The sequence below is a fragment of the Streptacidiphilus sp. PAMC 29251 genome (genome assembly GCF_054208735.2).
The window spans coordinates 1,854,365-1,876,889 of record NZ_CM135725.2 but is presented as its reverse complement, the minus strand read 5'-3'; the positions used below and the strand labels follow the sequence as shown (position 1 = coordinate 1,876,889).

19 protein-coding genes and 1 pseudogene are annotated in these 22,525 nt (G+C 70.2%); 11 read left to right on the top strand and 9 right to left on the bottom strand.

The features are described from left to right. Positions 1-47 precede the first annotated feature (47 nt). Both ACXKR8_RS08885 and ACXKR8_RS08880 read right to left on the bottom strand, forming a co-directional pair. Positions 48-1,151, bottom strand: a complete 1,104-nt coding sequence (locus ACXKR8_RS08885; RefSeq protein WP_458272349.1) for an RNA polymerase sigma factor — start codon at positions 1,149-1,151, stop codon at positions 48-50. A 163-nt stretch (positions 1,152-1,314) separates the two neighbouring features. Continuing rightward, positions 1,315-1,971, bottom strand: coding sequence for a TetR/AcrR family transcriptional regulator (locus ACXKR8_RS08880; protein WP_458272348.1), 657 nt, complete (start codon positions 1,969-1,971; stop codon positions 1,315-1,317). 105 nt (positions 1,972-2,076) lie between these two features. Between ACXKR8_RS08880 and ACXKR8_RS08875 the strand changes: the two genes are divergently transcribed. The 3 genes from ACXKR8_RS08875 to ACXKR8_RS08865 all read left to right on the top strand — a co-directional run bounded on the left by ACXKR8_RS08875 (position 2,077) and on the right by ACXKR8_RS08865 (position 5,830). Continuing rightward, positions 2,077-2,781 carry an FAD-dependent monooxygenase gene (locus ACXKR8_RS08875; protein WP_458272347.1) on the top strand — a complete coding sequence of 235 codons (705 nt, stop codon included), beginning with the start codon at positions 2,077-2,079 and terminating at the stop codon, positions 2,779-2,781. A gap of 511 nt (positions 2,782-3,292) precedes the next feature. Further along, positions 3,293-4,789 (top strand): group II intron reverse transcriptase/maturase, encoded by a 1,497-nt coding sequence (gene ltrA / locus ACXKR8_RS08870; RefSeq protein ID WP_458271087.1) that lies wholly within the window; start codon positions 3,293-3,295, stop codon positions 4,787-4,789. A gap of 78 nt (positions 4,790-4,867) precedes the next feature. After that, entirely contained in the window at positions 4,868-5,830 is a 963-nt protein-coding gene (locus ACXKR8_RS08865) for an FAD-dependent monooxygenase (RefSeq protein WP_458274926.1), read from the top strand. Here the strand turns inward: ACXKR8_RS08865 and efeB are convergent. The 3 genes from efeB to efeU all read right to left on the bottom strand — a co-directional run bounded on the left by efeB (position 5,815) and on the right by efeU (position 9,263). Beyond that, a complete protein-coding gene (gene efeB / locus ACXKR8_RS08860) occupies positions 5,815-7,137 on the bottom strand; it encodes an iron uptake transporter deferrochelatase/peroxidase subunit (protein ID WP_458272346.1) in 1,323 nt (440 codons plus the stop codon). The two genes, ACXKR8_RS08865 and efeB, sit on opposite strands and share 16 nt — an antisense overlap. Position 7,138: 1 nt before the next feature. Continuing rightward, on the bottom strand, positions 7,139-8,338 hold the full coding sequence (gene efeO, locus ACXKR8_RS08855; RefSeq protein WP_458272345.1) for an iron uptake system protein EfeO: 1,200 nt from the start codon (positions 8,336-8,338) through the stop codon (positions 7,139-7,141). 91 nt (positions 8,339-8,429) lie between these two features. Then, positions 8,430-9,263, bottom strand: a complete 834-nt coding sequence (gene efeU, locus ACXKR8_RS08850; RefSeq protein ID WP_458272344.1) for an iron uptake transporter permease EfeU — start codon at positions 9,261-9,263, stop codon at positions 8,430-8,432. 283 nt (positions 9,264-9,546) lie between these two features. Here efeU and ACXKR8_RS08845 point away from each other — a divergent pair, with 283 nt between their 5' ends. From ACXKR8_RS08845 to ACXKR8_RS08835, 3 genes are all read left to right on the top strand, one after another. Beyond that, positions 9,547-10,701, top strand: a complete 1,155-nt coding sequence (locus ACXKR8_RS08845) for an inorganic phosphate transporter (RefSeq protein WP_458272343.1) — start codon at positions 9,547-9,549, stop codon at positions 10,699-10,701. Continuing rightward, positions 10,698-10,952, top strand: a complete 255-nt coding sequence (locus tag ACXKR8_RS08840; protein WP_458272342.1) for a hypothetical protein — start codon at positions 10,698-10,700, stop codon at positions 10,950-10,952. The genes ACXKR8_RS08845 and ACXKR8_RS08840 overlap by 4 nt, the downstream gene beginning before the upstream one ends. Before the next feature lie 61 nt (positions 10,953-11,013). Then, complete coding sequence (locus ACXKR8_RS08835; protein WP_458272341.1) at positions 11,014-11,316, top strand: DUF3349 domain-containing protein; 303 nt, start codon at positions 11,014-11,016, stop codon at positions 11,314-11,316. Between the two features lie 29 nt (positions 11,317-11,345). On the opposite strand, the gene ACXKR8_RS08830 is transcribed toward ACXKR8_RS08835, so the two are convergent. The 4 genes from ACXKR8_RS08830 to ACXKR8_RS08815 form a co-directional block, all read right to left on the bottom strand. Next, on the bottom strand, positions 11,346-12,110 hold the full coding sequence (locus tag ACXKR8_RS08830) for an ABC transporter permease (RefSeq protein WP_458272340.1): 765 nt from the start codon (positions 12,108-12,110) through the stop codon (positions 11,346-11,348). A gap of 19 nt (positions 12,111-12,129) precedes the next feature. Then, the gene (locus tag ACXKR8_RS08825; RefSeq protein ID WP_458272339.1) at positions 12,130-12,936 is read right to left on the bottom strand and encodes an ABC transporter permease; all 807 of its coding nucleotides are present in this window, start codon (positions 12,934-12,936) and stop codon (positions 12,130-12,132) included. A 38-nt stretch (positions 12,937-12,974) separates the two neighbouring features. Continuing rightward, the gene (locus ACXKR8_RS08820; RefSeq protein WP_458272338.1) at positions 12,975-13,928 is read right to left on the bottom strand and encodes an ABC transporter ATP-binding protein; all 954 of its coding nucleotides are present in this window, start codon (positions 13,926-13,928) and stop codon (positions 12,975-12,977) included. Between the two features lie 102 nt (positions 13,929-14,030). Next, positions 14,031-14,393 (bottom strand): DUF1304 domain-containing protein, encoded by a 363-nt coding sequence (locus ACXKR8_RS08815; protein ID WP_458272337.1) that lies wholly within the window; start codon positions 14,391-14,393, stop codon positions 14,031-14,033. 137 nt (positions 14,394-14,530) lie between these two features. On the opposite strand from ACXKR8_RS08815, the gene ACXKR8_RS08810 reads away from it, so the two are divergent. The 5 genes and pseudogenes from ACXKR8_RS08810 to scpA all read left to right on the top strand — a co-directional run bounded on the left by ACXKR8_RS08810 (position 14,531) and on the right by scpA (position 22,523). Next, the gene (locus ACXKR8_RS08810) at positions 14,531-16,501 is read left to right on the top strand and encodes a discoidin domain-containing protein (RefSeq protein ID WP_458272336.1); all 1,971 of its coding nucleotides are present in this window, start codon (positions 14,531-14,533) and stop codon (positions 16,499-16,501) included. 197 nt (positions 16,502-16,698) lie between these two features. After that, positions 16,699-16,899: a hypothetical protein gene (locus ACXKR8_RS08805; RefSeq protein ID WP_458272335.1), complete on the top strand. Its 201-nt coding sequence runs from the start codon at positions 16,699-16,701 to the stop codon at positions 16,897-16,899. Positions 16,900-17,079: 180 nt separating this feature from the next. Beyond that, a complete protein-coding gene (locus ACXKR8_RS08800; RefSeq protein ID WP_458272334.1) occupies positions 17,080-18,147 on the top strand; it encodes a phosphatidylinositol-specific phospholipase C domain-containing protein in 1,068 nt (355 codons plus the stop codon). Between the two features lie 260 nt (positions 18,148-18,407). Further along, a pseudogene (locus tag ACXKR8_RS08795) lies at positions 18,408-20,316 on the top strand (methylmalonyl-CoA mutase family protein). After that, entirely contained in the window at positions 20,316-22,523 is a 2,208-nt protein-coding gene (scpA, locus tag ACXKR8_RS08790; RefSeq protein ID WP_458272332.1) for a methylmalonyl-CoA mutase, read from the top strand. The pseudogene ACXKR8_RS08795 and the gene scpA overlap by 1 nt, the downstream one beginning before the upstream one ends. Positions 22,524-22,525: the final 2 nt, after the last annotated feature.

The following is a 22,525-nucleotide window of genomic DNA, read 5'->3' as shown; positions in this document are numbered from 1 at the left end:
CGACCGGTCGGGCGAGGCCCAGGTCGTGGCTGTGGTCCGGCGTTTGCCTAGTCGAGGTAGTCGCGTAGGACCTGCGAGCGGGACGGGTGGCGCAGCTTGGACATGGTCTTGGACTCGATCTGGCGGATCCGCTCGCGGGTCACGCCGTAGACCTTGCCGATCTCGTCCAGGGTCTTGGGCTGGCCGTCGGTCAGGCCGAAGCGCATCGAGACCACGCCGGCCTCGCGCTCGGCCAGGGTGTCCAGCACCCCGTGCAGCTGCTCCTGGAGCATGGTGAAGCTGACCGCGTCGGCGGGGACCACGGCCTCGGAGTCCTCGATCAGGTCGCCGAACTCGCTGTCGCCCTCCTCGCCCAGGGGGGTGTGCAGGGAGATGGGCTCGCGGCCGTACTTCTGGACCTCGACCACCTTCTCCGGGGTCATGTCCAGCTCCTTGGCCAGCTCCTCGGGCGTGGCCTCGCGACCCAGGCTCTGCAGCAGCTGGCGCTGCACCCGGGCCAGCTTGTTGATGACCTCGACCATGTGCACCGGGATCCGGATGGTGCGGGCCTGGTCGGCCATGGCGCGGGTGATCGCCTGCCGGATCCACCAAGTGGCGTAGGTCGAGAACTTGAAGCCCTTGGTGTAGTCGAACTTCTCCACCGCGCGGATCAGGCCGACGTTGCCCTCCTGGATCAGGTCCAGGAAGAGCATGCCGCGCCCGGTGTAGCGCTTGGCGATGGAGACCACGAGCCGGAGGTTGGCCTCCAGCAGGTGGTTCTTGGCCCGGTGGCCGTCCTCGGCGATGATCTGCAGCTCGCGGCGCAGGGTCGGCTTGAGCTCGTCGTCGCCCTCGATCATGGCCAGCGCGAGCAGCCCGGCCTCGATCCGCTTGGCGAGCACGACCTCCTGCTCGGCGTTGAGCAGCGGGACCTTGCCGATCTGCTTGAGGTAGTCCTTGACCGGGTCGGAAGTCGCTCCCGCGACCATGACAAGTTGCGCCGGGGCGTCGTCCTCGTCCTCGTCCGAGACGGTGTACGAGCCCTGGGGATTCTCGTCGGTGCCGGCCTTCACGACGGTTTCGGGAGTTTTAGTGATGTCGGCGGGAACGTCCCCGTCGTCTATCACGACGCTTTTCCGGGCCCGCTCGGATGTCTTGGCGGCAGCCACCATCGGTGCTGTGCCTCCCTCTCGAAAGACCTGCTTGAGGCTGCGCAGGACACGCATCCGGGGTTCTGCCGCCTGCTTGGCGCTACGGCATCGCCCAATGGATTATCGGCGAAATCTGGAATTCGTTACAGCTTCACCCGCGGCAAATGAGTGATCTGGGGCACAGTCACCCGCCGGATGCACTGACCTGTGCTCCATCCGGTCCTTCCAGGGGCGGTCCGCTGATGCCGCGGACGATGAAGGCGGTGAGGGTGTCCACCGCCTCCCGGTCGCTGAGCTCACGGCCCAGGTCCTCGCCGCCGTCGACCAGCCAGCTGTAGGAGAAGGCCGAGATCAGCGAGACCATCGCCGAGGCGACCACCAGCGGGTCGCCGGGCAGTTCGGCGCCGTTGCTACGAACGTACTCCAGATGCTCGGCCAGGTCGCGCAGATTGGGGGCGAGGATCTCCCGCAGCCGCCGGGCGAAGTGCTCGTCCACCATCGCCGCCTGGTGCAGGGCGGTGATCACCGGGCGGTTGGCCCGGACGAAGTTCCAGTACACGTCGACATGCCAGCGCACGGCCGCGGGATCGGAGAAGTCCGGGCTGTGGCTGGGGCCCGCCGCCCGTTCGTCGCCCTGGTCGAGCATGTCCACCAGCAGCGACTCCAGCAGGGACTCCTTGCCGTCGAAGTGGCTGTAGAAGGAGCCCGCGGCGCGGTCCGCCTCGGTGGTGATGTCGGTGATCTTCGCCCGCAGGTACCCGGTCCTGGCGAAGACCCGCTTGGCCGCCTCCTTGAGCGCGGACTCGGTCTCGGCGGCCCGCGCCGCCCGTGTGCCGGTCATGGCCGTGCTGACTCCTCTGACCTCGATGGCTTGCGGTGGACGTTAGCAGGGGCTACGGTGAATCCAGATTCAGTGAATCACCATTCAATCGCAGGGGAGCCTGTCATGGAGAACACCGCGGTGCTGATCGTGGGGGCCGGTCCGGCCGGCCTGGTGCTGGCGTGCGAGCTGGCCCGCCGGGGGGTTCCGCACCGGCTGGTGGAGCGGGACGAGCGGCACTTCGCGGGGTCCCGCGGCAAGGGGATCCAGCCGCGTACCCAGGAGGTCTTCGAGGATCTGGGGGTGATCGACCGGGTCCGCGCGTTCGGCGGCCCCTACCCGCCGATGCGGGCCTACCGGGGGGACGAGGTGGTGTGGGAGGAACGGATCGCCGAGCTGCGCGAGCCGACCCCCGAGGTCCCCTACCCCAACCCCTGGATGCTGCCGCAGTGGCGCACCGGCGAGATCCTGCGGGAGCGGCTGGCCGAGCTGGGCGGCGCGGTGGAGCTGGGGACGGCGCTGCTCGGTCTGGAGCAGGACGCCGACGGGGTGAACGCCCTGCTCGCCGGGCCCGGCCCGGACGGCGCCGAACGGTGGGTCCGGGCCGACTACGTGGTCGGCACGGACGGCGGGCGGAGCACGGTGCGGCGGCTGCTCGGGGTCGGCTTCGCGGGGGAGACCCGGGAGGAGGAGCGGATGCTGCTGGCGGACGTCCGGGCGGAGGGCATCGACCGCGAGTACTGGCACATCTGGCAGGTGCGCCGTGAGGCGCTGATTGATCGAGTGGAGGTGGGAGACCTTCGCCGCTGTCCTGTCGCAGCAGGGCGGTGAAGCTGGGGGCAGCCTGACCCGGGAGGTGCCGGGGAGGGTGGCAAGCGGCCCTGACGAAGCCGGGACGTGTCAGCACTGCCAGATGGTGCGGGTCCGGCGAGCGAGACGGAGAGGTATACGAGAGGAACCGGTGTTCGAAGCCTCCTAAGGTGACATCAGCTCGAACCTGGCGGATCTGGGCTGGTTGCGGTGCGTGCTCGCCGGTGCCAAGGCGGGCAACTTCCCGGCGGTTTCTGCCAGAGCGCCGGGGAGGCCACGGTGAAGTGCTGCGGGGTAGCCGTGGCGATGCCGCGGGGGTATAGCCGGGTGCCTACTCCGACGATCGATCAATCAGTGAACACGGGAACCTCCCCGGCTCTGCCCGGGTTCCGCGCGGCCAGCGCGGGAACCGGGCTGGGTCCACCGTCGGCCGACCGGGCCGGGGAGGGGCGGAGCCGCCGTAGTACTCCGAGCCGGGGAGAGCCCGGCGCATGGGGAAGGGCGGCAGCGAGATTGCAAGGGAGGAACTGCAATGTCCGAAGACACCGGGGTGGATGCCCTGGTCGCGTGGCCCTCGGTGCTGGTTGCCGAGGCGCGGGTACGGAAGATGCAGACCAAGCTGCACCGTTGGGCGGTAGCCGATCACGGCTTCCGGTTCGACGATGTGTTCAACTTCGTCTGTGACCCGGCCGTCCTGGTGATGGCGTTTGAGCGGGTCGCGGGCAACACCGGAGCCCGGACAGCAGGCGTGGACGGCGTTCGCGCCGCCGACGTCCTGGCGTCCGGAGTGACAGCGCACCTGAACCACATCCGCGACCAGCTCCGGGCCGGGGCCTTCCAGCCCCTGCCGGTGCGCGAACGGATGATCCCCAAGGCGGGCGGGAAACTGCGCCGGCTGGGGATCCCGACCGTTGCGGACCGGGTGGTGCAGGCTGCGTTGAAGCTGGTCCTGGAGCCCGTGTTCGAGGCGGATTTTCGTCCGTACTCCTACGGGTTCCGGCCCAACCGGCGTGCACACGACGCGATCGCCGAGATCCACCTGTTCGGCTCTCAGGGATACCGCTGGGTGCTGGACGCGGACATCGAGGCGTGCTTCGACCGCATCGACCACACGGCCCTGATGGGCCGTGTCCGGGCGCGGGTGAAGGACAAGCGGGTGCTCGCGCTGGTGAAGGCGTTCCTCAAAGCCGGGATCATGACCGAGCTCGGCGAGCGGAACGAGACCGATTCGGGAACCCCGCAAGGCGGGATCCTCTCGCCGCTGCTGGCCAACATCGCACTGTCCGTGCTCGACGACTTTGCCGCCGAGCAGTGGACCAGCATGATGGGCAGTCGGCGCGATCGCGAGCGGCAACGGCGGCGGGGCCTGCCGACCTGGCGACTGGTCCGCTATGCGGACGACTTCGTCGTCATGGTCCACGGCACCCGCGAGCACGCCGAGGCGCTTCGCGAGCATGTGAGCGAGGTCCTGGCCCCGATGGGCCTGGTGCTGTCAGAGGCCAAGACCCAGGTGGTGCACCTTGCGGACGGGTTCGACTTCCTCGGCTTCCGAATCGTCTGGATGCGGAAACGCGGAACGGACAAGTGGCACGTCTACACGTTCATCGCCGACAAACCGGTCGCGTCGCTGAAACGGAAGATCAAGGCACTGACCCAGAAGTTGTCGCATCTCGATTACAAGATCACGCTGATCCGGATCAACCAGATCCTGCGCGGCTGGGCCAACTACTTCAGGCACGCGGTCGCCAAGCACACCCTGCAGACCCTGCACACCTTCGTCTGGTGGCGCATCGTCCGCTGGGTGATGCACCGGCACCGCATGACGTGGACGGCCATCCGGCGATGGCTCCGCGGCCCCAACGGGCGGTGGAAGCCCATCGAAATGGACGGGATCCAACTGTTCGACCTCGGCAGAGTACCGATCACTCGGTATCGCTACCGAGGCACGAACGGCATCCCCAGCCCTTGGCCGGACGCTCTGGGCAGCCCGTTTCCAACGGATGATCTCGTGGAGAGCCCGGTGCGGTGAGAGCCGCACGCCGGGTTCGGAGGGCGGGTCGGGGAAACCCACCGGGAGTAATCCCGGCAGGGCGCCCCGGCCCGACCCATCACCGAGGACGCCCAGGGCAACGCCTTCCCGCTGGCGCTCTGCCCGCTCGCCGGGACGGACACCTTCCAGCTGATGCTGCCGGTGCCGGCCGGGGCGGAGCTGCCCGAGGTGACCGTCCCGCAGCTGCAGCGGGTGCTGGACGCGGCGGCCGGGCCGGGGCGGGTCCGGCTGACCGACCTGGTCTGGACCTCGGCGTTCCGGGCGAACATGCGGATGGCGGAGAGGTTCCGGGTCGGGCGGGTCTTCCTGGCCGGCGACGCGGCGCATGTGCACTCCCCGGCCGGCGGCCAGGGCCTCAACACCAGCATCCAGGACGTCTACAACCTGGGCTGGAAGCTGGCGGCGGTGCTGGCGGGGGCGCCGGTCGAGCTGCTCGACAGCTATGAGGGGGAGCGGCTGCCGGTGGCCGCCCGTGTGCTCGGGATCAGCACCCGGCTGCACGACAAGGGCGTGGCGGGGGATTCGGACGCCCATCGCCGGGACGACCCGGAGCTGCAGCAGCTCAACCTCGGCTACCCGGAGGGGCCGCTGAGCTTCGAGGAACGGGCCGCGGGCGCGGCTGCGGTGGGGCCGGGTTCTGAGGCGTCTGCGGCGGCGGCGTCCGAGCCGGCGTCGCGGCTGGTCCGGGCCGGGGATCGGGCGCCGGACGTGCCGATGGGCGAGTCGATCCGGCTGTTCGAGCTGTTCCAGGGGACGCACATCACCCTGCTGGCCCTGGGCGCCGCGGCCGAGCGGGCGGCGGTCGCGGTGGCGCAGGACGCGGCCGAAGGGGCGCTGCTGGTGGTCGGCGGCGGGGCCGCGGTCCGGCGCGGCTACGGCGTCGCGCCCGACGCCGACGTCCTGCTGCTGGTCCGGCCGGACGGCTACCTCGGCCTGGCGCTGGACGTCGGCGCCGAGCGGGTCGAGGCAGCCGCCGACCGGGTCCGCGACTATCTGCTGGCGGTTCAGCCGAAGAGCTGAGAGCCCCAGTCCTTGCCCGCGGTGAGCCCGGGCGGGGAGACGAACAGGCCGCCGGAGACGTGCTTGATGTACTCGTTGAGCGCGTCGTGCTTCCCGAGGATCCGCTGCAGGGTCACGAACTGGTCCGGGCTCTTCATATAGGCGAGGAAGAACAGGCCGCCGACCAGCTGGGCGGTGACCGGGTCGATCCCGTCGGTGTAGGAGTAGCCGCGGCGCAGGATGCGCAGGCCCTGGTTGTTCTCCGGGGCGGCGAGGCGGACATGGGAGTCCATCGGGATGACGGCCTCGCCCGAGGCGTCCTTGGCGGAGAAGTTCGGGGTGTCGAACTCCTTCGCCCCGGTCAGCGGGGCGCCCGACGCCTTGGTGCGGCCGAAGACGTTCTGCTGGTCGTTCAGGTTGTCGCGGTCCCACTGCTCCAGCAGCATCCGGATCTTACGACTGACCAGGTAGGAGCCTCCGCGCACCCAGTGCTGGGGTTCCTCGGCGCCGATCCAGACATGCTGGCCCATCACCGTGGCGTCGCCCGCGTCGATATTGCGGGTGCCGTCCTTGAAGCCCATCAGATTGCGCGGGGTGGCCTGCGCGGGGGAGGTGGAGGAGGTGCGGCCGAAGCCGAGCTCCATCCAGCGCGGGGTGACCACACCGGTGCCCAGACGGCGCAGGTTGCGGATGGCGTGGAAGGCCACCTGCGGGTCGTCGGCACAGGCCTGGACGCAGATGTCGCCGTCCGAGCTGCCCGGGTCCAGGTCCTCCTTGGGCAGCTGCGGCAGCGGCTTGAGCAGGGACGGGCGCCGTCCGCCCAGGCCGAAGCGGCTGTCGAACAGGGAGGGGCCGTAGCCGATGGTGATGGTCAGGTTGCCGGGCTTCAGGCCCTCGGCCTCGCCGGTGTCATTGGGCGGCGACTCCAGGTCCCCGACGTCGCCGGGGACGGTCAGGCCCTTGGTCATCGCCTCGGCGGCGATGGTCCAGGTGCCGAGCATCGCCTGGAGCTGGGTGCGGTCGGTGGTGGTGACGTCGAAGGCCGCGAAGCAGAGCCGGTCCTGCGCGGGGGTGGCGATACCCGCCTGGTGGGCCCCGCGGAAGGCCACGATCTGCGGGTCGGCGGCGGGGGCGGCCCCGGCCGCGGCGGTGTGCCCGCCGCCGTCGTTGTCATGGGTCAGCAGCGAGCCGGCCGCGGCAGCCGCGCCGACGCCCAGGCCCACACCGATGCCGCCCAGGATCCGGCGCCGGTTGAGGCCGGCCGGGGGCTTCTCGGTCGAGGACGTGTCGGTCGGGGATGCCTCTGAGGGGGTGGGGGTGTCGGACATGTCAGGCAACCTGTCCGGCGACCTTGGAGACCGCCTCGGCGTAGGCGTCGACCGCGGCGGAGAGGGCCCGGCGCTGGTCGGTGGTGACCTTGCTGTAGTCGACGTAGCCGCTGTTCTCGTAGCCGGGGGTGGCGGCGTACTGGGCGAGCAGGGTCGCGGTCGCGGTGTAGCGGGTGGCGATGGTCGTCGCGAGCTGCGGGTCCTTCTTCTGCAGCACCGGCAGCAGCACCTTCACGGCCTCGTTGGCGCCCTCGAGGTTGCCCTTGAAGTCCAGCAGGTCGATGTGGGAGTAGCGCTCCTCCTCACCGGTGACCTTGGAGGTCTGGATCTCATTGACCAGGTCGGTGGCGCCGTTGGCGATCTCGGCCGGCTGGTAGGCGACCGTCTTCACCTGGGTGTTGAGGCTGTTGACGTCGGCGTCCAGCTGGTTGGCGATCGGGGTCATCCCCTTGACGGACTTGTCGGTCCAGAGCGCCTTCTCCAGGCGGTGGAAGCCGGTGAAGTCGGCGGGGGTGGCGGCGTCGTCCACTCGGCCGTCGATGCGGCCGTCCAGGTCGCCCCAGATCTCCGCGGTCGGCTCGACGGCCTCGTAGTGGACCCGGGCCGAGCCGTAGAGCAGCTTCGCCCTGGCGATGTCGCCGCTGCGGACCGCGTCGGTGAACGCCTTGGTGGTGGGCACCAGTTGGGCCACCTCGCTGTCGATCCAGGTCGCGTACTGGGTGGTGGCGGCGACCAGCTCGGGGTCGTCCTTCCAGCTGTGCGCGGTGCTGCCGGAGACCGCCAGGTCGGTGCTGTTGGTGGCGGCGCCCGGGCAGTACACCTGGTAGGTGCCGGCGGTCAGGGTGAGCGAGAAGTCACCGGACAGGCCGGGGGTGAGGTTCTCCTTCTCGCCCAGCATCTTGCCGTGGTCCTGCAGCTCGGCCTCGGTGACCTTGCCGGAGTTCTTGTTGGTGACGGTGAACTTCACCGGACCGGCCGGGACCTTGGCGGGGGAGGGGGTGCAGCCCTGGTCGGTGATGGTGATGGCCACGGCGGCGGGTCCGGCCGCGGCGGCCTTGGAGGCACCGGCGGAGGTCCCCGCGGACGGCGTGCTGGTCTTCGCGGTGCCGCTGCTGCCGCAGGCGGTCAGCAGCAGTCCGGTCGCGGACACGGTCACGGCCAGGGCCACGGCGGTCAGGCGGCGGTTCGGCAGGGAAGTCACGGGTGTTGCTCCTTGGGGGACGCCACGCGGGTGCGGGGCACGGTGGGGAAGGGCGGAGACGGGTGGCAGCGACAGAGGGCCTGACCGGACGTCAGGCGGTGACGGTGGCCGGGGCGGGCCTGGCGCGCTTCTTCGCGGGCCACAGCACCACGGCCGTCATCGGGACGGCGTAGACGAGCCAGCCGGTGACCATCGGCCAGGTGGGGTAGGGCTGGATGCCGAGCACACCGGTCAGCACCGAGGCGATCGGGGTTCCCGGCCGGACCAGCCAGGAGAGGTCGAAGGCCTGGGCGCCCTGGTTGATCCAGCCGCCCTCGAAGGCGGTCATCACGGCGGTGGCGACCAGCCCGGCCGCGACCAGGACCAGCACCACACCGGTGATCCGGAAGAAGCGGGAGAGGTTCAGCCGGACGCCGCCGCGGTAGATCCCGTAGCCGATGCCGACCGCCAGCAGGATGCCGAGCGCCGCGCCGGTGCCCCCGTACCAGGGGTTGCTGCTCTCGTTGAAGGTGGCGAGCAGGAAGACCGAGGTCTCGAAGCCCTCCCGGAGCACGGCCAGGAAGGCCATCATCACCAGGGCCCTGGCGGACCCCTCGGCCAGCGCCCGTCCGGCCGCGCCCTCGAGGTCGCCGCGGAGGTCGCGGGAGTGACGGCGCATCCACAGCACCATGTAACTGACCATCAGCACCGCGACGACGCCGATCACCGTCTCCAACTGCTCCTGCTGCTGCTGCGGCAGGTCACTGGAGAGCACCTGCAGCGCGATGGCCACGACCACGCAGATCGCCACGGCGATGCCGACGCCGATCCAGACCTTGCGGAGCGCGTCCCGGCGGCCCTGCTGGGCCAGGAAGGAGGCGATGATGCCCACGATGAGCGCGGCCTCCAGACCCTCACGGAGCCCGATGACGAACGTGGGGAGCATGTGTGGGGCCTCTCCGACTCTCCCGCCTGCTATTTAGGCAAGGCGTGCCTTAGTTAGGTATGCCTTATTCATAGTGCGGCCGGCTCCGGCGCACCAGCGGGCCTTCATGCCATATGTCCGAATAGGGCGGCAATGGAGGGTTTCCGGCGAGGGAGTTGTTATGCGGCTGTGACTTCCCCGGCGGAAGGGCTCAGATGGACGGAAGATGACGCGCAGTCGGCGAACGGCTGAAGCCTCTCGCCGACACCTCGACGCGCGGCGTAGCCCTCGGGACACTGCGGATGTGGGCAACGACACTCTGCTTGTACTGGTGGTCGTCACGGCTCTGGCCTTCGACTTCACCAACGGTTTCCATGACACGGGCAATGCGATGGCGACCTCGATCGCCACCGGTGCCCTCGGTCCCAGGACAGCCGTCGCGCTGTCCGGGGCACTCAATCTGGTGGGCGCGTTCCTGTCACTCAGCGTCGCGGCGACCATCGCCAGCGGCCTGGTGGACACCCACCTCGTCACTCTGACCGTGGTGTTCGCCGGACTGGCCGGCGGCATCACCTGGAACCTCCTCACCTGGTTCCTGGGCATCCCCTCCAGTTCCTCGCACGCGCTGATCGGCGGTGTGGTCGGCTCGACCATCGCCGCGGCGGGCGGTCACGCGGTCAAGTGGCACGGCCTGATCCAGAAGGTGATCATCCCGGCCGGGCTGTCCCCGGTCATCGCCGGTCTGGTCGCCGCCGTCGGTACCTGGCTGGTCTACCGGATCAGCCGCAAGGTCTCCGCCGGAGCGCGCGGCCATGGATTCCGGATCGGCCAGATCGGCTCCGCCTCGATGGTCTCGCTCGCACACGGCACCAATGACGCACAGAAGACCATGGGCATCATCACCCTGGCGCTGATCGCCAACGGCACCCTGGGCGCCAATGGCAAGGCCCCGTTCTGGGTCATCCTCAGCTGCGCCCTGGCCATCAGCCTGGGCACCTACATGGGCGGCTGGCGGGTGATCCGCACCCTGGGCAAGGGCCTGGTGGAGATCGAGTCCCCGCAGGGCATGGCCGCGGAGTCCTCGTCCGCCGCGATCATCCTGCTCTCCAGCCACTTCGGCTACTCGCTGTCCACCACCCATGTCGCCACCGGCTCGATCCTGGGCACCGGGGTCGGCAAGAAGGGGGCCGTGGTCCGCTGGAGCGTCGCCGGACGGATGGCCACCGCCTGGCTGTTCACCCTCCCCGCGGCCGGCCTGGTCGGCGCCGGGGCCTACGGCCTCGCCCATGTCATCGGCGGCACCGGCGGCGTCGTGGTGGTGCTGCTCCTGCTGCTGGCGGTCTCCGGCGGCATCTTCTACCGCTCCCGCAGGACCGCGGTCAGCCACGACAATGTCAATGCCGAGTGGACCGGCTCGGTCGCCCAGGCTCCGGCCGAGCGGGAGGTGGCAGCGGTATGAACAACTGGGTGAATCTGCACGCGCTGTGGCAGATCGTGGTGGTCGGCCTGCTGGCCGGCGCGGGGCTGCCGGCCCTGTTCGCGGTCGGGCTGCGGGCACTGAGCCTGCGCCCCGGCGGCGCCGCCGTCCAGGCCGAGGACGAGCACGTGGTGGGCGGCAACCCGGTCGGGATCGCGGCCGCGGGGCTGTGCTTCGCGGTGGTGCTCGCGGCCGTCGGCTACGGCATCTACATCATCGTCAACGGCGGCTGACCGCCGTCCCCCCGACCAACGTCCCGAGTCCTGACCCAGGTTCTGATCCAGGAGGTCCGCGGTGCCACTGCCGCCCGTACTCTCGTCCATCGTCGGCTGGCTCCGGGCCGGCTATCCGGAGGGCGTGCCTGAAAACGACTACATCCCGCTGTTCGCGCTGCTCTCGCGTCAGCTGAGCGAGGCAGAGGTGAACGAGATCGCCGACGAACTGGCCGGCGGCAGCGACCCGGTCTCGGCCGAGGCGATCCACCGGGCGGCCGTGGCCGTCGTCAACGGCCAGCTGCTGGACTCCGACGTGGCCAGGGTCAGCGCCAGGCTGGCCGGCGGCGGCTGGCCGCTGGCCCGCCCCGACGCGGCCGACTGAAGGCTGTGACGGGTCCTGCTGCAGGGGCTTCAGTGCAGCAGGACCCGCTGCAGTCGGGGCAGCGCGATCCGCAGCCCGAGCAGGCCCATCAGCACCAGGTAGACCACCGGCAGCAGCAGGCCCGGGCCGATCTCGCCGAGGGCGGGCTGCCGGATCAGCTCGATGCTCTGGTAGAGCGGCAGGCACTCCACCACGATCTGGATCCACCGCGGGTAGACACCGAGCGGGTAGAAGGTGGTGGCGAAGAGGAACATCGGCAGCATCGCCAGCTGGATGAACTGGAAGTCCTGCCAGCTGCGCAGATAGGTGACCACGGCCAGGCCCACCGCGGCGAAGGCGAAGCCGACCAGTGCGGCCCCGGGCACCACCAGCAGGATCCAGGGCGAGTGGGCCAGCCCGAAGGCGGTGACCACGGCGAGGAACCCGGTGGTGATCAGCGTGCCGCGGAGCAGGGCCCAGAACACCTCGCCGAAGGCCACGTCCCGGATCGTCATCGGGGTGGCCAGGATCGAGTCGTAGGTGTGGTTCATCCTCAGCTTCGAGAACATATTGAAGGTGGTCTCGTTCATCGCCCCGTTCATCGCGGCGGTGGCCAGCAGCGCGGGCGCGACGAACGCGGAGTACGGCACGTCGGCCCCGGCGGTCCCGCCCAGGCCCGGGACATGGCCGACCAGTTGGCCGATGCCGATGCCGATCGACACCAGGTAGAGGATCGGCTCGAAGACCTCCGCCACCAGCAGGATCCAGGTGTGCCGATAGATCATCAGATTGCGCTCGACCAGCAGTATGGCCACGGCCTGTGTCTTCCTTCTCTTAGCTGTGGAGCCGGGCGGCGAAGCCGCGGCGGGCGGCGAGGTAGCCGGCGGCGGCCATCACGGCCAGGTAGCCGAGGTGGACGGAGGTGCCGCCGCCCGTGGCGCTGCCGTCGGTGATCGAGCGGCAGAGGGCGATGCCCTGGTAGAGCGGGGTGCAGCCGACCAGGACGTGCAGCCAGCCGGGCAGTTGGTCGACCGAGAAGAAGGTGCCGGAGAACATGTAGAGCGGCATCAGCACAAAGCGGTAAACCGCCTGCAGCCGGGCGATCCTGGTCACCGTGATCGACCAGGCGGCGATCGGGGTGGCGAAGGCCAGGCCGGTCAGCGTGGCGGCGAGCACCAGCAGCAGGGCCTTGACCGGGCCGACCACCCCGAACGCGGCGATCACCGCGCTGAACGCGGCGGCGCTGATCAGCAGCCGGAAGGCGATGAAGAGCAGGTGGCCGTCCAGGATGTCGCGGGGACGCATCGGGGTCGCGGCGGCGGCGCGGTAGTTGCCGCGCCGCTGGGCCGACTCGAAGACCGGTCCGGCCGACTCGATGTAGCCGGTCTGCATCGCCATCGCGGCGAGCAGGCCGGGGGCGATGAACATCAGATAGGAGTGGCCGTGCAGATAGCTGCTGCCGCCCCGGTCCACCAGCTTGCCGAGCCCGGCGCCGAGGGCGGCCAGGAACAGCAGCGGGTTGGCGACGCTGATCACCACGGTGCCGCGCCAGGTGCGCCGGTAGCGGTGCAGCCAGTAGCCGAACTCGTGCACGGCGGGGACGGGGTGGCGGGGTCTGCGGCGGGGCAGGGCGAGAGACAAGGCTGGTCCTCCGGGTCGGGCGGGTCGGCTCGGTCGGCTCAGTCGACCAGGGTGCGGCCGGTGAGCTTGAGGAAGACGTCCTCCAGGCTGGACCGGCGTACCAGCGCGGTGGTGGGGACGATGCCGCGGCCGTGCACGGCGGCCAGGGTGCCCTCGCCGTCCTCGGTGTAGAGCAGCAGCCGGTCCGGCAGCGTCTCCAGCCGGTCGGCCAGGCCCTCCAGCTTCTCCGCCATCAACTGCTGGCCGCCGGGCGGGAAGCGCAACTCCAGCACCTCGCGTCCGGTGTGGGCGCTGATCAGCTGCTGCGGCGAGCCCTGGGCGACGATGCGTCCGCCGTCCATCACCACCAGCCGGTCGCAGAGCTGCTCGGCCTCGTCCATGTAATGGGTGGTCAGGATCAGGCTGACGCCGTCCGACTTGAGCTGGTAGAGGCGTTCCCACAGCAGATGGCGGGCCTGCGGGTCGAGTCCGGTGGTGGGCTCGTCGAGCAGCAGCAGTTCGGGCTCGTTGACCAGGGCGCGGGCGATGGTCAGCCGGCGCTTCATCCCGCCGGAAAGTGCCTCGACCTGCTCGTTCGCCTTGTCGGTCAGCCGGGCGAACTCCAGCAGGTGGTCCGCGCGCTCACGGATCAGGGCCCGGGGCAGGCCGAAGTAGCGGCCGTAGATGAGCAGGTTCTCCCGCACCGTCAACTCATTGTCGAGGGTGTCCTCCTGCGGGACCACGCCGATCCGGCCGCGGATGGCGGCCCCCTCGGTGGCGGCGTCCAGGCCGAGGATCCGCAGTGTCCCGCCGGTGGGCGGGGAGACGCAGCCGATCATGCGCATGGTGGAGGACTTGCCCGCGCCGTTGGGGCCGAGGAAGCCGAAGGCCTCCCCGGTGACCAGAGTGAAGTCGATGCCGTCCACGGCGGTGAACCCGGAGGGCTGGTACACCTTGCGCAGGCCGGTGGCCTGGACGAGTGGCTGCTGCGTTTCCGCGGGTGCTGCCGTCAACGGACTCTCCTTGCGCGGGATCTGCTCCGACAAGGTGAGAACGTAGTGTGATCGATAGATCCTCGCAATCTCTTTACAGTCTGATGGAAATCAGTGATGGCGCTACTGGGCCACCAGGACGCTGACCAGGGCGATCGCCCCCGGCAGGGCCTGGGCGACCAGGATTCGGCGGTTGGCGGTCACGCCACCGTAGATTCCGGCGACAAGCACGCAGGCCAGGAAGAAGATCTGGACCCGGTATCCGGTCGGGTCGGCTGCGATCAGGCCCCAGATCAGACCGGCCGCGAGGAAGCCGTTGTAGAGGCCCTGGTTCGCCGCGAGCGGAGCGGTGGCACGGGCCATCTCGGGGTCAAATCCCGAGAGTTCACGGCCAGGCTTGCGCTCCCAGAGGAACATCTCCAACGCCATGATGTAGAGGTGCAGCAGGGCGACCAGTCCGACCAGGATGGTGGCGAGGGTCTGCATGAGTAGGGCTCCCCTGAGGGTCAGTGAGGTAATTGACAGGTTCATAGAGATAGTTTTGTCAGGCGGGTGGACAATTGCATAAAGCAGTGCAATTTTTGCGGAACCTACTCATCCCCACCCCCTGTTGAGAGGTTTCCATGGCAGTCTCCCGAAGGACGTTCCTCACCACCGTGCTGGCGGGCTCCGCCGTCGGCGTGCTCGCGAGCGCACAGACAGCACAGACCGCGCAGGCGGCCAGCCCGGCCGGTGACGTGGTCGGCAAGATTACCGTCGGCTACCAGGGCTGGTTCGCCTGCGCCGGTGACGGCGCGCCGATCAACGGCTGGTGGCACTGGAGCCAGAACTGGTCCCAGACGCCCTCGACCAGCAACAACGTGATCAGGGCCTGGCCGGACATGCGCGAGTACACGCACGGCTACCAGACCGCGTACAGCAACTTCGGCAACGGCCAGCCGGCGACGCTGTTCTCCTCCTACGACCAGCAGACCGTGGACACGCACTTCCTGTGGATGCAGCAGAACGGCTGCGACACCGCGGCGCTGCAGCGGTTCAACCCCAACAGCAGCGAGGGCCCGACCCGCGACGCGATGGCGGTCAAGGTCAGGAGTTCGGCCGAGACCCATGCGCGGAAGTTCTATGTGATGTACGACGTCACCGGCTGGACGAACATGCAGTCGGAGATCAAGGCCGACTGGACGTCGAAGATGTCCGCGCACACCGCGTCCTCCGCCTACGCACGGCAGAACGGCAAGCCGGTGGTGTGCATCTGGGGCTTCGGCTTCAATGACCCCAACCACCCCTGGGACGCGGCGACCTGCCTGGACGTCGTCAACTGGTTCAAGGGCCAGGGATGTTATGTGATCGGGGGAGTGCCCCGGGAGTGGCGCACCGGGGTGGGCGGCTCCCGGGCCGGCTACCTCGGGGTGTACCACGCGTTCAATATGCTCTCGCCGTGGATGGTGGGCGCGATCGGCAACGCGGCCGATTCGGACTCGGTGTACCAGAACATCAATGTGCCGGATCAGGCGGACTGCAACGCCAACGGGGTGGACTACCAGCCGTGCGTGCTGCCGGGTGATGTGTCGGGGCGTCAGCGCGCGCACGGGGACTTCATGTGGCGCCAGTTCTACAACATGGTCCGGGTCGGGGCGCAGGGCATCTACATCTCGATGTTCGACGAGTACGGGGAGGGCAACCAGATCGCCAAGACCGCCGAGTCCCAGGCCTGGACCCCGACCGGCTCCGGACTGCTGGCCCTGGACGAGGACGGCACCGCCTGCTCCTCGGACTACTACCTGCGGCTGACCGCCGACGGCGGCAAGATGCTCAAGGGCCAACTCGCCCTCACCGCCACCCGTCCCACCCAGCCGGTGGCCGGAGGCGGCGGAGGTGACACCCAGCCGCCGACCGCTCCGGGAAACCTGCAGGTCAGCGGACACACGGCGACCTCGGTCGCGCTGAGCTGGGCCGCCTCGACGGACAACACCGGGGTGACCGGATACAGCGTGCACCAGGTCGCGGGCAGCGGCAGCACGGTGGTCGGCACGCCGACCGGGACGACGTTCACGGTGTCCGGGCTCGCCCCGTCCACCGGCTACAGCTTCTTCGTCACCGCGCGGGACGCGGCGGGCAACAACTCCGCGGCCTCCGGCACGGTCAGCGCCACCACCGACGCGCAGGCCGGCAACGTCAACCTGGCCCTGCACCAGCCCACCTCGGAGAGCAGCCACACCCAGGTCTACGGCAGCGGCAACGCGGTGGACGGCGACGCCAACAGCTACTGGGAGAGCAACAACAACGCCTTCCCGCAGTGGTTGCAGGTGGACCTCGGCGCGGCGCAGCACGTCGGCCGGGTGGTGCTGACGCTGCCGCCGCCCTCGGCGTGGTCGACCAGGACGCAGACCCTGTCAGTCTCGGGGAGCACGGACGGCTCCTCCTTCTCGACCCTGGTCGGCTCGGCCGGCTACACCTTCAACCCGGCGACCGGGAACACCGCCACGGTGACCCTCCCGGCGAGCGCCAACGCGCGCTATCTGCGGCTGACCTTCACCGCCAACACCGGTTGGCCGGCCGGGCAGGTGTCGGAGTTCCAGGTGTACGCGTCCTGACTCCTCCTCAGGCCGCCGGGCGCCGCTGACTCCGACCGGGGTGAGCGGCGCCTGCGGCCGTTCCGGGCGCTGATACGGCCGTTCCGAAATTCATCTCCGTCGGGACCAATCCGCCGGGCCGATGGCTACGAAAGCGCTGATAAGGGGTTCTCCTGCCCCCAGCGACTTTTGTGCTGCATCGAGCCCCAAGGACAGCGATGACCAGGCGGATGTTGAATGCGGGTTTCCCGGCGGCCTACGGCAACCGCGAGGTCGCGGTGGTGGACGACGACTGCGCGACCTGCCACGGGACCGGGCTGAGCCGAAGCGGAGCCCCCTGCCGCCCCTGCGGGATCACCATGACCCCCAAGCAGCGGGAGAACGTCACCAGGCTGCGGCTCCGACGACACCTCTCCTAGAACTCCGCGGCGGCGGCCCGGCGCTGACGGAGGGTCGGGGCGGAGGGTTGGGCTGTACGGAGGCAGGATGCCAGATGTCGTACATTGTCATGTCACTGGCGGTTAGCCTGGCGCCGTCAGCATGGGCGGGCCGCGTTGTGCACGCCAGTGACGCGGTACCGCTTCCGTCCAGGAGGATTCATGTCCCGTCCGCTGTTCCGACGCATGTTCGCCCTCGGTACCGCCTCGGCCGCACTCCTCGCCGGGGCCCTGCTGGCCCCGAGCGGGGCCGGGGCGGTCGACGGCGGCAGCCTGTCGGAGGCCGGCGCCACCACCGTCGGCCTGCACAACACCTATGACCCCAGCGCCTTCCCGTACCTCGCCAAGGCGCTGGACACCGGCACGTCGATGATCGAGCTGGACGTCTGGGACGACTTCATCACCAAGGAGTGGAAGGTCAGCCACTCCAACCCGCTGGGGAACAGCAACAACTGCGTGGACGCGAGCACCGCCGCCCAGCTCTACTCGGGCGGCGCCAACAAGGACCTGGGCAGCTGCCTGGACGACGTCCGGGTCTGGCTGGCGGCGCACCCGGGCCACGCCCCGCTGATGATCAAGATCGAGCTGAAGGCCGGCTTCCAGGCCACCTACGGGCTCGGCCCGACCCAGCTCGACCAGACCATCGCCGCCCACCTCGGCAGCGATGTCTTCCGCCCCGCCGACCTGCTCGCCAAGCCCGGCGGCGGCAGCTACGCCACGCTGGACGACGCGGCCAAGGCGGGGAACTGGCCCAGCCGCGACGCCCTCGCCGGAAAGGTGATCCTGGAGATCATCCCCGGCACGGTGGAGGAGGCCAACCCGACCGACACGCTGTGGACCGACAAGGAGTACGCCCAGCACCTCAAGGCGCTGTCGGCGGCCGGGACGCTGAGCCAGGCGCAGATCTTCCCCGCGGTCCACAACGCCGCGGTCGGCGACCCGCGCACCCGCTACACCGACACCACGCTGCGTCCCTGGTTCGTGGTCTTCGACGGTGACGCCTCGACCTATCTGAACGGGACCATCAACACCGCCTGGTACGACGTCAACCACTACCTGCTGGTGATGACCGACGCTCAGAACGTGGCCCCGGCCATCAGCGACACCGCCCCGACCGTCGCCGAGGCGCAGGCCAGGGTGGCCCAGTTGGCCGCCGCGCACGCCACCGTGGCGTCCAGCGACTGGACCACGCTGACCACGGTCCAGCCCGAGGTGCTGCCGCGCGGATAGCGCGGCGGGAGGCCACCGGGCCCGCCGGGGGGACTGGCACAAATGGGCACGTACATGTCACAATAAAGGTGCACGCCGTCCCCCCGGACGTGCAACGGCGCCCCGGTCGCGTGGATTCGGGGCGCCGCTTCTTGTTTGCGGGGCTGCTCGGGTGACAGTCAAACCTCTGGCACTGCCCCATACAAACAGTGCAGCGAGGGCAAGGTCACATTCGACTGACTGACCTGCAATCAGTGGTTAACGGGCTCTAACCTGCCAGCATGACGGTCTCGCCCGAAGGGCTCTCCCTGGCCGCCGATTTCCCGGAGGCGACCCGGGAGAATTGGCAGCGCCTCGTCGAAGGCGTCCTCCGCAAGTCGGGGGCATCCGACCGCCGCGGGTGCGCAGGCGGAGGACGCCCTCGCCACCCAGTTGCAGGACGGCATCCGCGTCCACCCGCTCTACACCGCCGCGGACGCGGGGTCGGCCCGCGCGGCCGGCCAGGGCTTTCCCGGCCTTGCCCCGTATGTGCGCGGCGGCCGGGCCGAGGGCTCGGTCGCGTCCGGCTGGGACGTACGGCAGCGGCACACCGACCCCGACCCGGCCCGGGCCAATGAGGCGGTGCTGGCCGATCTGGAGAACGGGGTCGGCTCGCTATGGCTGACGGTCGGCGCCGCCGGGGTGCCGATCGCGGCGCTGCCGCAGCTGCTGCGCGGGGTCTACCTGGATCTCGCCGGGATCGTCCTGGACGCCGGGGCGGAGGTCACCGCCGCCGCCGAACAGCTCTTTCGGGTGTACCAGGAGCGTGGAATTCCGGCGCACGCCGCGATCGGGAACCTGGGCGCGGACCCGCTCGCCCTGCTCGCCCGCGGCGGGCTCGAGCAGCCCGGTGCCGAGGCGGTCGCCGAGCCCGACACCGAGCCCGAAGCCGGGCCCCTCGCCGAGGCCGCCGCGCTGGCCGTCCGCTGCGTCGCCGAGTACCCCGGGCTGCGCGCGCTGACCGTGGACGCGCTGCCCTACCACGACGCCGGGGCCTCGCCCGCGCAGGAACTGGGCTGCTCGCTGGCGACCGGGGTCGCCTATCTGCGGGCGCTCACCGACGCCGGGCTCGGCGTCGAGCAGGCCGCCGCGCAACTGGAGTTCCGCTACGCGGCCACCGCCGACCAGTTCCTGACGATCGCGAAGCTGCGCGCGGCGCGCCGGATCTGGGGCCGGGTGGTGCAGGCCAGCGGGGCAGCGGGCGCGGCAGCCGGCGCCCAGCGCCAGCACGCGGTGACCTCCGCGGTGATGACCACCGAGCGCGACCCCTGGGTGAACATCCTGCGCGGCACCCTGGCCTGCATGGCCGCCGGGGTCGGCGGCGCGGACGCGGTCACCGTGCAGCCCTTCGACAGCGCGCTGGGCCAGTCCGACGCCTTCGCCCGCAGGGTCGCCCGCAACACCCAGTCGATCCTGGTGGAGGAGTCGCACCTGGCCCGGGTGATCGACCCGGCCGGCGGCTCCTGGTACGTGGAGCAGCTGACCGACGAGCTGGCCAGGGCCGGCTGGGCCTGGTTCCAGGAGATCGAACGGGCCGGCGGCCAGGCCGCCGCGCTGCGCTCGGGCCTGGTGCCGGAGCGGATCGCCGCCACCTGGGCCGAGCGCGAGGCCGACCTGGCGCACCGCCGGGAGCCGATCACCGGGGTGAGCGAGTTCCCCGACCTGGCCGAGAAGCCGGTGCTGCGCGAGCCGCTGCCGGTGTCGCCCGCGGCCGCGGAGCACCGCGGCCTGCCGAAGGTGCGCAGGTCGCAGGCCTTCGAGGCGCTGCGCTCGCGCTCGGACGCCGAGCTGGCCGGGACCGGGCAGCGTCCCCGGCTGTACCTGGCCGCGATCGGCCCGGCGGCGGTGCACACCGGACGCTCCTCCTTCGCCGCCAACCTGTTCCAGGCCGGCGGGATCGAGACCGTGCTGGGCCAGGGTGCCGAGGGCTTCGCCGGCTCCGGCGCCTCCGTGGCCTGCCTCTGCTCCAGCGACCGGCTCTACGCCGAGCAGGGCGAGGAGCTACTGGCGGCGCTGCGGGCGGCCGGCGCGCAGCGGGTGCTGGTCGCCGGGAAACCCGACGCGGTACCGGGCACGGACGGTGCCGTCTTCACGGGCTGCGACGCCGTCGCCGTCCTCACCTCGACCCTCGACCTGATCGGAGCGGTGTGATGATCCCTGACTTCACGGAGATCGAGCTCGACGACGCCGGCGCCGTTCCGGCCGGTGCCGGGGAGTGGCGCGAGGCCTGGCAGCAGGCGGTCGGCAAGCCGGTCGAGGACCTGGGCTGGGAGACCCCCGAGGGCATCACCGTCCAGCCGCTCTACGGCGCCGAGGACCTGGCCGAGGTGGACTTCCTGGGCACCTACCCCGGCATCGCCCCGTTCCTGCGCGGCCCGTACCCCACCATGTACGTGAACCAGCCGTGGACGGTCCGTCAGTACGCGGGCTTCTCCACCGCCGAGGAGTCCAACGCCTTCTACCGCCGCAATCTGGCGGCGGGTCAGAAGGGCCTCTCGGTCGCCTTCGACCTGCCCACCCACCGCGGCTACGACAGCGACCACCCGCGGGTCACCGGGGACGTCGGCATGGCGGGGGTGGCCATCGACTCCATCTACGACATGCGCCAGCTGTTCGACGGCATCCCGCTGGACAAGATGTCGGTGTCGATGACCATGAACGGCGCGGTGCTGCCGGTCCTGGCCCTCTACATCGTCGCGGCCGAGGAGCAGGGGGTGCCGGCCGAGAAGCTGACCGGGACCATCCAGAACGACATCCTCAAGGAGTTCATGGTCCGCAACACCTACATCTATCCGCCGCAGCCCTCGATGCGGATCATCTCCGACATCTTCGCGTACACCTCGCAGAAGATGCCGCGCTACAACTCCATCTCCATCTCCGGCTACCACATCCAGGAGGCCGGGGCCACGGCCGACCTGGAGCTGGCCTACACCCTCGCTGACGGCGTGGAGTACCTGCGGGCCGGTCTGGCGGCGGGGATGGACGTGGACTCCTTCGCGCCCCGGCTGTCGTTCTTCTGGGCGATCGGCATGAACTTCTTCATGGAGATCGCCAAGCTGCGCGCGGCCCGGCTGCTCTGGGCCAAGCTGGTCCAGGAGTTCGCCCCGAAGAACCCCAAGTCGCTGTCGCTGCGCACCCATTCGCAGACCTCCGGCTGGTCGCTGACGGCGCAGGACGTGTTCAACAACGTCACCCGCACCTGCATCGAGGCGATGGCGGCCACCCAGGGCCACACCCAGTCGCTGCACACCAACGCGCTGGACGAGGCGCTGGCGCTGCCGACCGACTTCTCGGCCCGGATTGCCCGCAACACCCAGCTGCTGCTGCAGCAGGAGTCCGGCACCTGCCGGGTGATCGACCCCTGGGGCGGCAGCGCCTATGTCGAGAAGCTGACCTACGACCTGGCCGAGCGCGCCTGGCAGCACATCCAGGAGGTGGAGGCGGCCGGCGGCATGGCCAAGGCCATCGACGCGGGCATCCCCAAACTGCGGATCGAGGAGGCGGCGGCCCGTACCCAGGCCCGGATCGACTCCGGGCGGCAGCCGGTGATCGGGGTCAACAAGTACCGGGTCGCCACCGACGAGAAGATCGACGTGCTCAAGGTCGACAACTCCTCGGTGCGCACCCAGCAGATCGAGAAGCTGCGCCGGCTGCGCGAGGAGCGCGACGAGGACGCCTGCCAGGCCGCGCTGCGGGCGCTCACCGCCTCCGCCGAGGCGGGCGCGGTCGCCGGCGGCGAGCTGGAGGGCAATCTGCTGGCGCTGGCCGTGGACGCGGCCCGGGCGATGGCCACGGTCGGCGAGATCTCCGACGCGCTGGAGTCGGTCTACGGGCGGCACTCCGGCCAGATCCGTACCATCTCCGGTGTGTACCGCGACGAGGCAGGACCTTCCAGCGCAGTGGAGCAGAGCCGGGCGCTGGTGCGGGCGTTCGAGGAGGCGGAGGGGCGCCGTCCGCGGATCCTGGTCGCCAAGATGGGCCAGGACGGCCATGACCGCGGCCAGAAGGTGATCGCCACCGCCTTCGCCGACCTCGGCTTCGACGTGGACGTGGGCCCGCTGTTCCAGACCCCGGCCGAGGTGGCCCGGCAGGCGGTGGAGGCGGACGTGCACATCGTCGGCGTCTCCTCGCTGGCGGCGGGACACCTGACGCTCGTCCCCGCGCTGCGGCACGAGCTGGCCGAGGCCGGGCGCGAGGACATCACCATCGTGGTCGGCGGGGTGATCCCGGAGCAGGACTTCCAGGCCCTCTACGACGCCGGTGCGACGGCCGTGTTCCCGCCCGGCACGGTCATCCCCGACGCCGCGATCGACCTGCTGAGGACGCTGGCCGCGTCCCTCGGCCACGACGAGCTCTGAGG

Coding starts and splice junctions, on each gene's coding strand:
- ACXKR8_RS08885 (WP_458272349.1), bottom strand. CDS start 1,151: ATGGTGGCTGCCGCCAAGACATCCGAGCGGGCCCGGAAAAGCGTCGTG.
- ACXKR8_RS08880 (WP_458272348.1), bottom strand. CDS start 1,971: ATGACCGGCACACGGGCGGCGCGGGCCGCCGAGACCGAGTCCGCGCTC.
- ACXKR8_RS08875 (WP_458272347.1), top strand. CDS start 2,077: ATGGAGAACACCGCGGTGCTGATCGTGGGGGCCGGTCCGGCCGGCCTG.
- ltrA (WP_458271087.1), top strand. CDS start 3,293: ATGTCCGAAGACACCGGGGTGGATGCCCTGGTCGCGTGGCCCTCGGTG.
- efeB (WP_458272346.1), bottom strand. CDS start 7,137: ATGTCCGACACCCCCACCCCCTCAGAGGCATCCCCGACCGACACGTCC.
- efeU (WP_458272344.1), bottom strand. CDS start 9,263: ATGCTCCCCACGTTCGTCATCGGGCTCCGTGAGGGTCTGGAGGCCGCG.
- ACXKR8_RS08840 (WP_458272342.1), top strand. CDS start 10,698: ATGAACAACTGGGTGAATCTGCACGCGCTGTGGCAGATCGTGGTGGTC.
- ACXKR8_RS08815 (WP_458272337.1), bottom strand. CDS start 14,393: ATGCAGACCCTCGCCACCATCCTGGTCGGACTGGTCGCCCTGCTGCAC.
- ACXKR8_RS08810 (WP_458272336.1), top strand. CDS start 14,531: ATGGCAGTCTCCCGAAGGACGTTCCTCACCACCGTGCTGGCGGGCTCC.
- ACXKR8_RS08805 (WP_458272335.1), top strand. CDS start 16,699: ATGACCAGGCGGATGTTGAATGCGGGTTTCCCGGCGGCCTACGGCAAC.
- ACXKR8_RS08800 (WP_458272334.1), top strand. CDS start 17,080: ATGTCCCGTCCGCTGTTCCGACGCATGTTCGCCCTCGGTACCGCCTCG.
- scpA (WP_458272332.1), top strand. CDS start 20,316: ATGATCCCTGACTTCACGGAGATCGAGCTCGACGACGCCGGCGCCGTT.